Here is a 12,669-nt window from a genome sequence, read left to right on the forward strand (position 1 = left end):
CATGCCCGACACCATGACCGAGCATCGCGCGCTGGCCGTCGCGCCCCGCACCGCCGCCTGGAAGGACACCAGCCTGCAGGGCTGGGGCCGCAGCGTGACGGCACCCTGCCTCGCCGCCCGGCCCGAACGCATGCGCGACCTCGCCGCGGCGCTCGAGGTGCCGGAGGGGCGGACGCTGCTGCCCCATGGCGGCGGCCGCAGCTATGGCGACCAGGCGCTGAACAGCGGCGGCGCGGCGCTGCTGACCACGCGGCTCGACCGCATCCTCTCCTTCGACCCCGAGACCGGCGTCGTCATCACCGAGCCGGGGGTGACCTTCGCCGACCTGCTGGAGGCCTTCCTGCCGCGCGGCTGGCTGGCGCCGACCTCCCCGGGCACCGCCTTCGCCACCATCGGCGGCGCGGTGGCGAACGACGTCCACGGCAAGAACCACCACAGGGCGGGCAGCTTCGGCGACCACGTCCTCTGGCTGGACCTGCTGCTGCCCGATGGCCGGACGCTCCGCATCTCGGACGAGGAGGAGCCGGCGCTGTTCCGCGCCACCATCGGCGGCATGGGCCTGACCGGCATCGTCACCACGGTCTGCTTCCGCCTGCAGCCGGTGCCCTCCAATGCGCTGCAGGTGCGCAGCCGGCGGGTGCGCGACCTCGACAGCTTCCTCGCCGGCTTCGCCGAGAGCGCCGAGGCGACCTGGTCGGTCGGCTGGATCGATGCGCTGGCCAGCGGCCGCGCCCTGGGGCGGGGCATCCTGGAGACCGCGGAGCCCGCCGAGCGCGGTGTGCCGGCGCCGCCGGCGAAGTCCAGGACCTTCCCTTTGGAGGCGCCGGGCTGGCTGCTCAATCGCGCGACGGTGAAGGCCTTCAATGCGCTCTACTGGCGGCGCGTGCCGGCCGGCGGGCGGGTGCAGACCCAGCACTACGGCAAGTTCCTCTACCCGCTGGACGCGATCCTGCACTGGAACCGCATGTACGGCCGCCGCGGCTTCCACCAGTTCCAGTGCGTCCTGCCCTTCGGCCCGGGCGAGGCGGCGCTGCGCCAATTGCTCGAGACCATCGCGGCCTCGGGCAATGCCTCCTTCCTCGCGGTGCTGAAGGTGATGGGCCGGCCGGGGCGCGGCCTGCTCTCCTTCGCCCTCCCCGGCTATTCCCTCGCCCTCGACATCCCGAGCCGCCCCGGGGTGCGCGAGCTCTATGCGGCGCTCGAGCGCATCACCCGCGATGCCGGCGGCCGGATCTACCTGGCGAAGGACAGCCTGCTCTCGGCGGAGGGATTCTGGCAGATGTACCCGGAAGCGCAGCGCTTCATGGAGATCCGCGCCTCGGTCGATCCGCAGGGGCGGCTCTCCTCCGACATGGCGAAGCGGCTGGCCCTGGCATGAGCGCGACCCAGACCGCGACGGGCGCCCCGACCTGGCTGATGCTCGGCGCCTCCTCCGCCGTCGCGCGCGCCTTCGCGCGGGAGGCCGCCGCGCATGGCCATGGCGTCCTGCTCGCCGGCCGCGACATGGACGACCTGGAACGGCAGGCGGCCGACCTCGCCATCCGCTACGAGGTGCCGGCGGCGCCGGTCTCCTTCGATGCGCGCGACCATGCCGGCCATGCCGCCTTCGCCCGGGACTGCGCGGCGCGGGCGGGCGGGCCGCTGAACCTCTTCCTCGCTTTCGGCAGCATGCCCGACCAGGCGGAACTCGATGCCGACCCGGCCGCCGCGGCGGCGATGGTGGACGCCAATTTCACCGGCGCGGCCACGCTGCTGGCCGCCTTCGCGCCGGTGCTGGAGGCGCAGCGGCAGGGCATGGTCGTCGCCCTCGGCTCCGTCGCCGGCGATCGCGGCCGGCCGCGCAACTACACCTATGGCGCGACCAAGGCGGCGCTGCACACCTTCCTGCAGGGCTATGCCGCGCGGCTCTCGCGGGTGGGCGTCGGCGTGCTCTGCATCCGGCCCGGGCCGGTCGATACCGCCATGACCTGGGCGCTGCCGAAGCTGCCCTTCATGGCCAGCCCGCGCGCCTTCGCCGCCGCCGCCTGGAAGCGCGCGCGGAAGGGCGGCGGCGATGCCTATCTGCCCGGCATCTGGTGGCCGATCATGACCATCATCCGCAACATCCCGACGCGGATCTTCAACAAGCTCGATCTCTGAGCCGGCGCCGCGAGCGGCGCTGCAACCGGCGCGGGTCGTGCCGGTTGGGGGCGGGGCGTGCCTCGCCTTGCGCCCGGCTCGGGCCGACCGTCATCTGGAAGGACCGCATGGACGCTCGATCGCCGACCTGCGCGGGGGCGCGCTGAATGCGTCGCCTGCTGCCCGGCCCGGCCTCGCCCGCCTGGGTCGCCGCCGAGACGCTCGGCGCCGCCCTCGCGGCGCTGATCGGTCTGCTCTTCGTCGCCCGCATCATCGGGCCTGAGGCCGCCGGCATCGGCGCCGTCGCCTCCAGCGCCTTCCTCACGGCCGATGTGCCGATCTCGGCGCTCTTCGGCGACAGCCTGCTGCAGCGCCAGGGGCTGGAGGAGCGGCACCGCTCCTCCGCCTTCTGGGTGACGATGCTCGTCGCCGTGTCAGGCACCCTGGCGCTCTGGCTGCTGGCGCCGCTGGTGGCGCGGGCGACGGCGATGCCGGTCGCCGACATGATCCGGGCGCTCGCGCTGCTGCTGCCGGTCTCGGCCGCCGGCGGCATGCTCTCGGCGCTCGCCCTGAAGGACCGCCGCTACCGCCTGCTGGCGCTGCGCGTGCTGCTCTGCCAGCCGCTGGCGGTCGCGGCCGGCGTCGGCGCGGCGCTGGCCGGGGCGGGCCCTTGGGCCATGGCGGCGCAGCAGGCGGCGGTGACGCTCTCCGTCTTCCTCCTGCTGGCCTGGCGCGCCGGCTGGCGGCCGCGCCGCCTGCTGCGGCGGGACGCCATGGCCGACCTCTGGCCCGTGGCCGGCCCGCAGGTCCTGGCCGTCACCGTCTTCTACGGCCGCTACAGGCTCTTCATCATCGGCCTCGGCATGCTGGTGACGGAGGCGGTGGTCGCCGTCACCCATGTCGCCTTCCGCCTGCTCGACGTGGCGCTCGCCGCCATCAACGGCGCGGCGATGCGCCTTGCCGCGCCGCGGCTGGCGGCGCTGCAGCACGACCGGACGGCGCTGGCCGAGGCCTATGGCGACCTCGCGCAGTTGCAGGCGCTGATCGGCCTGCCCATGGCCGCCGGCCTCGCCATCACGGCGCCGCAACTCATCGAGATCCTGATGGGCGGCCCCTGGCAGGCGGCGGCGGAGCCGGCGCGGCTGGTCGCGCTCGCCGCGCTGCCGATCTTCCTGGTCGGGCCGGCGCCCTCGCTCTGGCTGGCGCTCGGGCGGACGCGGATGAATCTCTGGATGACGCTGATCGCCTTCGCAGCGCCGCTGCTCGGCCTCGTGCTGCTGCGGCCGCAGGATGCCGGCAGCGCCGCCATCTGCTGGGCGCTCGGCAGCGTCATCGTGCCGCCGGTGCAGGTGCTGCTGGTGCTGCGGGCGCTGGGCCGCCCCGTCTCCTGGCTGCTGCGGCGGCAGGTTGCGCCGCTGCTCGGCACCTTGGTCATGACGCTGGTCGCAATGGGCGTGGCGCGGGAGATGGCCGGCCAGCCCGCGATCACCGCGCTGCTCGCCATCGGCTTCGCCGGCGCGCTCGCCTATGCGCTGGTGGTGCTGCCCGCGCTCGGCTTCCGCTGGCCGCGGGCGCTGCAGGAGGCCTGAGCAAACCCCTCGGGGTTTGCGCGGCAACAATGCCTGCCTGGCGCTACTCGCGCTCCGCCCCGCTCGGCAGGTGGCGGCCGACGATGTAGAGCGGCCGCCCCTTGGTCTCGTTGAAGATCCGGCCGAGATACTCGCCGATGACGCCGAGGGTGATCAGCTGCACGCCGCCCAGCATCAGCACCACGGCCATCAGGCTGGGATAGCCGGGGACCGCATCGCCGTAGAGCAGCGCCTTCAGCACCACCCAGCCGCCGAAGAGCAGCGCGAAGGCCGCGGTGCCGAGGCCGAGCCAGGTTGCCACCCGCAACGGCAGGGTGGTGAAGCTGGTGATGCCCTCCAGCGACAGGGCCCAGAGCTTGCGGTAGTTCCACTTCGTCGAGCCCGCCGCCCGCGGCTCCCGGTCGTAGAGCACGGCGCGGGAGGGAAAGCCGACCCAGGCGAAGAGGCCCTTCATGAAGCGGTGCCGCTCCCGCAGGCGCAGCAGCGCATCCACCGCGCGGCGGCTCATCAGCCGGAAATCGCCCGTGTCGGCCGGCAGCTTCACCGGCCCGGCGATGCGGCCCATCACGCGGTAGAAGGCATGCGCCGTCGCGCGCTTCAGCCAGGTCTCGCCGGCGCGCGAACGGCGCTGGGCATAGACCACCTCGGCGCCCTCCCGCCAGGCGGCGACGAGGGCGGGGATGACCTCCGGCGGGTCCTGCAGGTCGGCATCGATGACGATCACCGCCTCGCTGCCGCGGGCATGGTCGAGACCGGCGGTGAGCGCCGCCTCCTTGCCGAAATTCCGGCTCAGCGCCAGCAGCGCGACCTCCGGCCGCGTCGCCTTCAGCCCGCGCACGATCTCCGCCGTGCCGTCGGCGGAGCCGTCATCGACATAGACGACCTCCCAGGCCGCGCCGAGCCGGTCCATGACCGCTGCGAGCCGCTGCTGGAAGGCGGGCAGCACCGCGGCCTCGTTGTAGGCCGGCACGACGACGGAGAAGGCCGGCACGCCCGTCCGCTGGCGCGTCGCCAGGGAGACGGCATCGGAGGGGTCCCGCCAAAGCGGCAGATCGTCCATGGCACACCGGCTGAAATGGCGAAACGATCGGGCTCGATGCCCAACCAAGGCGGGAACGTGGCGCGCCCGGCGCGGTGGCCATGCAGCCGCCTCACAAGCTTGGCACTGCCGCGCTTGTCCACCGTTCATCCGCCACGCGGGCCGGCCTAGAAGAGGACTTCCGGCCTTCCACCCGAGCCGCAGGACGCCGCCATGCCGCTGCCGAAGTCGATCGCCACCGTCTGCCTGAGCGGCGCCCTGCCAGACAAGCTGGAGGCCGCGGCCCTGGTCGGCTTCCAGGGCGTCGAGATCTTCGAGAACGACCTGCTGACCTATGACGGCTCGCCGGAGGAGGTCGGCCGGATGTGCCGCGACCTCGGCCTGGATGTCGCGATCTACCAGCCCTTCCGCGACTTCGAGGCGATGCCGGAGCCGCAACGCCGGCGCAACCTCGACCGCGCCGAGCGCAAGTTCGACACCATGCAGGCGCTCGGCACCGACCTGATCCTGGTCTGCAGCAATACCCAGCCCGCGACCCTGCCGGAGCCCGAGCGCGCCGCCGCCGACCTGCGCGAGATGGCCGAGCGCGCGGCGCAGCGCGGGTTGCGCGTCGGCTACGAGGCATTGGCCTGGGGGAAGCAGGTCAGCCTCTGGCGCCAAGCCTGGGACATCGTGCGCCTGGCCGACCACCCCGCGCTCGGGCTCATCCTCGACAGCTTCCACAGCCTCTCGCGCGGCGACGACCTCGCGGGGCTCGATCGGGTGCCGGCGGAGAAGCTCTTCTTCCTGCAACTCGCCGATGCGCCGAAGCTCTCCATGGACGTGCTCTCCTGGAGCCGGCATTTCCGCCTCTTCCCCGGCCAGGGCGAGTTGCCGGTCGCCGGCTTCCTCCGCGACATCCTGCGCGCCGGCTATCGCGGCCCGGTCTCGCTCGAGATCTTCAACGACGAGTTCCGCGCCGCGCCGGTCCGCCGCATCGCCCGCGACGCGCTGCGCAGCCTGATCCTGCTCGACGACGCCGTGCGGGCGGAGGCGCCGCCCGAGACCGTCCCGGCGCAGCCGCTGCCGGCCGCGCCCATGCTCTCCGGCCTGGAGTTCGTGGAATTCGCGGTGGACGAGGCGGCGCGCGAGCAGCTCGGCGGTTTCCTCGGCACGCTCGGCTTCCGCCGCGCCGGCCAGCACCGCTCCAAAGCCGTGGAACTGCTGCGCCAGGGCGGCGTGAACCTCGTGCTGAACAGCGAGCCGGACAGCGCCGCCGCCGAGCGCTTCGAGATGTTCGGCCCCGCCGTCTGCGCCATGGCGCTGCGGGTGGACGACCCGGCGCGCGCCCTGGCCCGCGCGCAGTCCCTCCTCAGCCCCGCCTGGCAGGAACGGGTGGGGGAGGGCGAGCAGCGCATCCCCGCCATCCGCGCCCCGGACGGCACGCTGATCTACCTGGTGCAGAGCGGCAGCGACATCTGGGCGGACGACTTCCACCTGCTGCCGGGCGCGGCCCCCGCTGTGCCGCCGCTTGCCGGCATCGACCATGTCGTGCAGGCCCTCGCACCCGGCCATCTCGACGGATTCGTGCTCTTCTACCGCGCCGTCTTCGGCCTGGAGCCCGAGCCGGTCTTCGAACTGCCCGACCCCTTCGGCATCGTCCGCAGCCGCACGCTCGCCTCGCCCGAGCGCAGCCTGCGACTGCCGCTGAACGTCTCGGAGAGCCGGCAGACCGGCACGGGGCGCTTCGTCTCGGCCTATGCCGGCGCCGGCGTGCATCACATCGCCTTCGCCGCGCCCGATGCTGCGGCGCTGGTGGCGGCGGCGCCGGACGCGCCGATGCTGGAGATCCCGGAGAACTACTACGACGACCTCGCCGCGCGCTTCGGCCTGCCGGACGAGGAGCTTGCGGCCTTGCAGGTGGGGCACCTGCTCTACGACCGGGACGCGCAGGGCGGCAGCTTCGTGCATGCCTATACCCATGCCTTCCAGGACCGCTTCTTCTTCGAGGTGGTCGAGCGGCGTGGCGGCTACGACCAGTACGGCGCGCCCAACGCCGCGGTGCGCATGGCGGCGCAGGCCAGGCGGCAGAAGAAGTAAGACGGGGGGAAGGTATTCCCCCCGAGCCCCCCTTCTAATTCTCCGAGTCTTGCACCCGCGGGTGCGACCGGCGAGGCTCACCACCATGCTTCCGATCCCCGACCATGTCCGCGACCATGCGGGCCTGATCCTCGCCGACACCATCGCCGCCATCGTCGCCGGCCACCGGGAGGCGGAGGTGCGGGCCATGACCGCGCGCCACGCGACCGGCGGCGTGCCGCTGCTGGGGGCCGCCGCCAGCGCGCCGCCGCCCATGGCCGCCTTCCTCACCGGCCTCGCCGGCACCGCCGCCGAACTGGACGAGGGCAACTATGCCGGCGGCGGCCATCCCGCGATCCACGCCATCGCCCCCGCTCTGGCCGAGGCCGCGACGCGCGACTGCAGCGGCGAGGCGCTGCTCACCGCCTGCATCGCCGGCTACGAGGCCGGCTCGCGCGTCGGCCACGCCATGCGCCTGCGCGCCGCAGCGCATCCGCATGGCACCTGGGGCGTGATCGGCGCCGCCGCCGCGGTCGCCAGCCTGCGCGGTCTCGACGCCGCGGCGACGCAGCGCGCGATGGAGGTCGCGGCCAGCCTCGGCCTCGCCACCAGCGCCACCGCCTCCCTCCGCGGCGGTTCCGTCCGCAACGTCTATGCCGGCGCCGCGGCGCAGAACGGGTTGCTCGCGGTCGATCTCGCCGAGGCCGGCATTACCGGCGAGCCCGACGGCATCCCGGTCGTCTTCGGCCAGGTGATCGGCGAGGGCTGGGACCAGGCGGCCTACGAGGCCGGCGCCGGCCGCTGGTTCATCTTGGAGAGCTTCCTCAAGCTCCATTCCTGCTGCCGCGAGACCCAGGGCGCGCTGGAGGCGATCGAGTTGCTGCTCGCCGGGGCGCCGGTCGCGCCGGAGGCGGTGGACGCGATCGAGGTCGAGACCTTCCACTCCGCCTCCCTGCTGTCCGAGCGCGCGCCGGCGGCGCCGATCGCCGGCCGCTTCTCCATCCCCTTCACGGTCGCGACGCGCATCGTCTCCGGCGGCACCTGGATCGAGGCCTTCTCGCCCGCCGCCATCGCCGACCCGGCGACCCGCGCCCTGGCGGCGAAGGTCGCGGTCCGCCACGACCCGGCGCTGACCGCGCGCCAACCCGCGGAACGCGTCTGCCGCCTGACGCTGCGGCTGCGGGACGGCACGGTGCGCCGGCAGGAGATCATCGGCACCCCCGGCGACCCCGACCGGCCGCATCCGGAGGCCGCGCTGCGCGACAAGTTCCGCCGCTGCGTGGAACCCGGTTTCGGTGGCCGATGGACGGAACTCTGGGACATGGCGCGCCGTCCCGACCGGCTGCCTTCGGCGTCGGCGCTCCTCGCCGCCTGTCGCCCCTAGACTCAGGCCGGGTCCAGGGGTCGCTTGACCCCTGGCGGGGGTGAAGGGGGCAGCGCCCCCTTCGCTACTCCGCGGCTTTCGCCGGCCGCGCCGCCGCTTCCATCGCGCGGCGGATGCGCACCGCCTCGCTCGCCTCGTCCAGCGCCACATCGGCGTAGCTCACGATACTGCCCGCCTTCACCGCGCGCTTCAGCGGCACGCCATGCGCGAGGCCGATCGGCAGCGCGCCGGCCGCGAGCGAGCGCTCGGCCGGGATGCACTTGCCCCAGACCATGGCGCCGCCCTCGCCATCCAGCACCTCGCCCGCCGCCAGGTCGCGCTTCGCCGTCGCCGCCACGTCGCCGCGCCAGGCCTCGGAACTGCCGGTCGGCTCCTTGCGCAGCGCGGCGCTGGCGACGGAGATGCCGAGCTCGAGCCCGATGAAGTGGTAGGGCCGCCAGAGCGCGGCGTAGCGGCCGGAGGGGTCCGTCGCCACGCCGTATTCGGAGAAGCAGCGGCGGATGTAGTCCGTCTCGCCCTCGAAGACCGCATAGACGCCCCAGCGCAGGTCGCCCACCACCTGCCTTCCGTCGCGCTCGAGCGAGGAGATCACCTCCACCCGGCCCGTCGCGCCCGCGAAGACCCGCGGCAGGTCCTGCGTGCCGCAGGGCGGGAAGGCCAGGCCATCCTCGGGCGGCTGCAGCCCGGTGGCATTGGCGATCGCCGCCATCTCGATGCCGGACTTGGTGCCGTCGAGGAAGCTGTTGAACATCTGCGGGTTCATGCCGCCGAGCCTCGCCTGCTCCTCCGTCAGGCCGTAATGGCCCCAGACGGTGGCCGGCGTGCTGGCATGGTAGTCCGGCAGGTACTTTGTTCCTTTGCCTGCCGCCACGACCGTGAAGCCCTCCGCGCGCAGCGTGTCCACGATCTCGCAGACCAGCGCCGGCTGGTCGCCATAGGCCATGGAATAGACCGTGCCCGCGGCGCGCGCCTTCTCCGCGAGCAGCGGGCCGGCCAGCACATCGGCCTCCACGTTCACCATGACAATGTGCTTGCCATGCGCGATGGCGGCGAGCGCATGGCGGATGCCGGCGGCCGGGTGGCCGGTGCATTCCACGATGACCTCGATGCGCGGGTCGGCGATCAGCGCCATCGCATCCTCGGTCAGCGCCGTCGCGCCGGTGCGGCAGGCGGCGTCGATGTCGGGCGCGGCGTACTTCGCCTCCGGCCAGCCCACACGCGCCAGCGCCATCCGCGCCCGCGGCAGCGCCAGGTCGGCGATGCCGGCGACATGCATCCCGACCGTCCGCTGCGAGGCCGCGAGGAACATGGAGCCGAACTTGCCCGCCCCGATCAGCCCGACCGTGACCGGCTTCCCCGCTGCCGCCCGCGCCTGCAGCATCCTGTGGAGGTTCATGCGCGTTTCCTTCCCTTTGTCCCGGCAGGCTAGCCCAGGGCCGCGCGCCGGGCGATGGCTTGACGCCCCGGGCCCGCGGCGGATGCTGGCCGGAGAGCGGAACGGGGGAGGGGACGCATGCGCGTCGCGGTGATCGGGCTCGGCAGCATGGGGATGGGGGCGGCGCTCAGCCTCCTGAAGGCGCCGGGGCTGGAGGCGGCGGGCTGCGACCCGCGGCCGGGCGCCCAGGCGGAGTTCGCCGGCGCCGGCGGCACCGCGGTCGGTCGTGCCGCCGACCTGCCGCAGGGCACCGAGGCCGTCCAGGTCCTGGTGGTGAATGCCGGGCAATGCGAGGCGGCGCTCTTCGGGCCGGAGGGCGCGGCGCCGCGCCTCGCCCCCGGCGCCGTCATCGTCAACTCCTCCACCATCGCGCCCGAGGAGGCGCGGCGGCTCGCGGCGAAGGCCGGGGCGGCCGGGTTCCTCTACGTGGACGCGCCCGTCTCCGGCGGCGCGGTCGCGGCCCGGGCGGGGGAGATGACCGTCATGGCCTCCGGCAGCCCCGCCGCCATGGCGAAGGCGAAGCCGCTGCTGGATGCGGTGGCGAAGAAGGTCTGGCGGCTGGGCGAGGAACCCGGCCTCGGCTCCACCATGAAGGTGGTGCACCAGCTTCTCGCCGGGGTGCACATCGCCGTCGCGGCGGAGGCCATGGCGCTCGGCCTCAAGGCTGGGCTCGAGGCGCAGGCGGTCTTCGACATCGTCACCACGGCCGCGGGCAATTCCTGGATGTTCCAGAACCGCATGCCGCATGTGCTGGAGGGCGACGAGACCCCGCGCTCGGCGGTCGACATCTTCGTCAAGGATCTCGGCCTGGTCGGCGACCTCGCCCGCAGCGTTGCCTTTCCGGCGCCGCTGGCCGCGCAGGCGCACCAGCTCTTCGTCTCGGCCCGCGCCCAGGGGCATGGCGGCAAGGACGACGCCTTTGTCATCCGTGCCTATCAGGCGCTGACGGGCATCCGGCTGCCGAAGGACTGAGTCGGCCCGATGGCCGGAGCGCCGGAGGGCGCGAAGGCCTGAATCGGCCCGCCCAACATGCAAGCGGCCACGCCCAGAGCGGTGCGTTCCGCTTGCGCGGGCGCCTTGGACCGAGGCACGATGTCATGAACAGAGGGTGAACTTTCCCTCTTGCGCCCCTGTTCGCACTTTGTTCCTATAGGGGTCATGCACACCCCAGCCTTCGCCGATGCCGGCTTCGCCATCCCGCCGCGCCCCGCCGGGGCCAGGGCCGTCTCCTTCACCCCCGCCGCCCGCCGCACCGCCCGCGCGGCACGGGGCTGGGTCACCGGCCTCGGCGCGCTGCAGGAGGCGAGCCTGCTTGGCATCCTCGGCCTGCTCGCCGGCTGGGGCCTCGCGGAGCTTGCCCTGTGGCTGCAGGGGTTCTGAGGGCTCGGCTATTCCCGCAATGGTTGATGAAGACTTCTCCAGGCACTTGTATGGTTGTTCACACGCTCGCGTTTAGGTTCGATCCTTAGCTTCTCGCATGATCGGGAGGTTCGCCGGCGACCGCGCCGGCTCCCAGATGCGAGGTTCTTCGGTGGATTTGAACGTCCTGCTGCGCGGCCAGTCCAATGCCTTCCTGACCGGGCTGTTCCACGGCAACGACATCGTCGCGCGCGCCCAGCAACTGCTCGGCTTCGACGGCGTGACCGACAAGGTGACGCTGGAATATGCCCATGACCAGCCGGACGCCGCGGGCAATACGGTCTATAGCGGGACCTCCTTCCTTAACGAATGGCTCAACCCGACCTCGACCGGCGGCTGGCAGGTCGGCCAGCTCGAGCAGGGCCTGCTGAACTACATCAACGCCCTGCCCGCGGCGCAGAAGGCCGAGCCGACCGCGGTGGTCTGGCTGCACAGCGAATACGACAGCGGCTTCGGCACCCTCACGCCGGCCTATTGGGAAAGCGCCGTGCAATACGACGCCGCGCTGGTCCGCCAGGCCTTCGGCAAGGATGCCGCCTCGCTGCCCTATCTCTTCGTCAGCGCCATCCCCTATGGCTCGGGCACCGATGCGGGCCACCAGGCGATCCGGATCGGGATGGAGGAGCTCGCCGACAACCCAGCCTTCAATGCCAGCATCGCGGCGCGCATCCAGGACGCCAACATGGACTGGGACATCAACGGCACCTATGGCGGGTCGCACATGTCCTGGCAGGACCAGGACATCTTGGCGACGCGCATCGCGCTCTCGATCGCCCAGGATTTCGCCGCCTATGCCAAGCCCGGCTCGGCGGTCGCGCTGGCCGGCGGCCAGGTCGACAATCTCGGGCCGGAGGTGATCTCCGCCACCGTCTCGGCCCCCAACCAGCTCATGCTCAAGGTCGCCTTCGACGCCGCCAGCAGCCTCGCGGCGCTCGATGCCAGCGCGGCGCAGGGCGTCGGCTGGTCCCTCATCGGCGCCGACGGGACGAAGATCAGCGGCGGCGCCGCCGCGCTCGCCATCGGCGGGCCGGACACGCTCTACGTCTCATTCAACGGCCTCATCCCGGCCGGCGCCAAGCTCTACTACGGCTATGGCTATGGCCGGCTCGCCGGCGCGGACGGTACCGGGGAAGGGCACGCGGTCTACGACAATGCCGGGCTGCCGATCTGGGTGGATGCGCATGGCCTGGCGGTCGGCGGCGCTGCGGTCGCCGGGCCGGACACCGCCACCGGCAATGCGGTGCAGGTCGGCGCCGCCGGCGGCAGCTTCACCGGGACGGCGGCGGCCGAGACCTGGGTCTTCAGCCAGGGCTCCGGCGCCACGACCATCGCGAATTTCGATCCCACGCAGGACAACCTGTCCTTCAGCGGCATCCCCGGCGACCACCTGATCTACTGGGACACCGCCCCGCTCGGCTTCGCCGGCCTCGGCGTCACCTGGACCGGGGCGCAGGGCGGGGTGATCCTGCCGGGCGTATCCGCCGTGCCGGACAGTCACGTCCTGATCGCCTGACGCGTGCCGATGACCGAAGGGCCGGATGGCCCGGAGGTCTGAATCGGCTCGCCCACCATGCAAGCCGGCCCGACCGGGCGGCTTAACGCCGCCTTCACCGCCGCTGCGGGAGAC

The 12,669-nt window shown here is 73.0% G+C and carries 10 protein-coding genes; 8 read left to right on the plus strand and 2 right to left on the minus strand.

The window, feature by feature from the left end; all coding sequences use genetic code 11:
- Position 1 precedes the first annotated feature (1 nt).
- The 3 genes from Q7A36_RS01315 (at position 2) to Q7A36_RS01325 (ending at position 3,707) form a co-directional block, all read left to right on the plus strand.
- The gene (locus Q7A36_RS01315; RefSeq protein WP_305101830.1) at positions 2-1,378 is read left to right on the plus strand and encodes an FAD-binding oxidoreductase; all 1,377 of its coding nucleotides are present in this window, start codon (positions 2-4) and stop codon (positions 1,376-1,378) included.
- The gene (locus tag Q7A36_RS01320) at positions 1,375-2,139 is read left to right on the plus strand and encodes an SDR family NAD(P)-dependent oxidoreductase (protein ID WP_305101831.1); all 765 of its coding nucleotides are present in this window, start codon (positions 1,375-1,377) and stop codon (positions 2,137-2,139) included. Before Q7A36_RS01315 ends, Q7A36_RS01320 begins: the two co-directional genes overlap by 4 nt.
- A gap of 146 nt (positions 2,140-2,285) precedes the next feature.
- Complete coding sequence (locus Q7A36_RS01325) at positions 2,286-3,707, plus strand: oligosaccharide flippase family protein (protein WP_305101832.1); 1,422 nt, start codon at positions 2,286-2,288, stop codon at positions 3,705-3,707.
- 43 nt (positions 3,708-3,750) lie between these two features.
- Here the strand turns inward: Q7A36_RS01325 and Q7A36_RS01330 are convergent, their stop codons facing one another.
- Positions 3,751-4,767, minus strand: coding sequence for a glycosyltransferase family 2 protein (locus Q7A36_RS01330; protein ID WP_305101833.1), 1,017 nt, complete (start codon positions 4,765-4,767; stop codon positions 3,751-3,753).
- Positions 4,768-4,959: 192 nt separating this feature from the next.
- Here Q7A36_RS01330 and Q7A36_RS01335 point away from each other — a divergent pair, with 192 nt between their 5' ends.
- Positions 4,960-6,825 (plus strand): bifunctional sugar phosphate isomerase/epimerase/4-hydroxyphenylpyruvate dioxygenase family protein, encoded by a 1,866-nt coding sequence (locus tag Q7A36_RS01335; protein ID WP_305101834.1) that lies wholly within the window; start codon positions 4,960-4,962, stop codon positions 6,823-6,825.
- Positions 6,826-6,910: 85 nt separating this feature from the next.
- Positions 6,911-8,188 carry an MmgE/PrpD family protein gene (locus Q7A36_RS01340; protein WP_305101835.1) on the plus strand — a complete coding sequence of 426 codons (1,278 nt, stop codon included), beginning with the start codon at positions 6,911-6,913 and terminating at the stop codon, positions 8,186-8,188.
- A 64-nt stretch (positions 8,189-8,252) separates the two neighbouring features.
- Here Q7A36_RS01340 and Q7A36_RS01345 read toward each other — a convergent pair whose 3' ends face one another.
- On the minus strand, positions 8,253-9,584 hold the full coding sequence (locus Q7A36_RS01345; protein ID WP_305101836.1) for an NAD(P)H-dependent oxidoreductase: 1,332 nt from the start codon (positions 9,582-9,584) through the stop codon (positions 8,253-8,255).
- A gap of 117 nt (positions 9,585-9,701) precedes the next feature.
- On the opposite strand from Q7A36_RS01345, the gene ltnD reads away from it, so the two are divergent.
- From ltnD to Q7A36_RS01360, 3 genes are all read left to right on the plus strand, one after another.
- Positions 9,702-10,595, plus strand: coding sequence for an L-threonate dehydrogenase (gene ltnD, locus Q7A36_RS01350; RefSeq protein WP_305101837.1), 894 nt, complete (start codon positions 9,702-9,704; stop codon positions 10,593-10,595).
- A gap of 186 nt (positions 10,596-10,781) precedes the next feature.
- Positions 10,782-11,003 carry a hypothetical protein gene (locus Q7A36_RS01355; RefSeq protein ID WP_305101838.1) on the plus strand — a complete coding sequence of 74 codons (222 nt, stop codon included), beginning with the start codon at positions 10,782-10,784 and terminating at the stop codon, positions 11,001-11,003.
- A 151-nt stretch (positions 11,004-11,154) separates the two neighbouring features.
- Positions 11,155-12,555, plus strand: a complete 1,401-nt coding sequence (locus tag Q7A36_RS01360) for a hypothetical protein (protein ID WP_305101839.1) — start codon at positions 11,155-11,157, stop codon at positions 12,553-12,555.
- Positions 12,556-12,669 lie beyond the last annotated feature (114 nt).

Source organism: Paracraurococcus lichenis, assembly GCF_030657435.1.
In the GTDB taxonomy this organism is placed as follows: Bacteria; Pseudomonadota; Alphaproteobacteria; order Acetobacterales; family Acetobacteraceae; genus Paracraurococcus; species Paracraurococcus lichenis.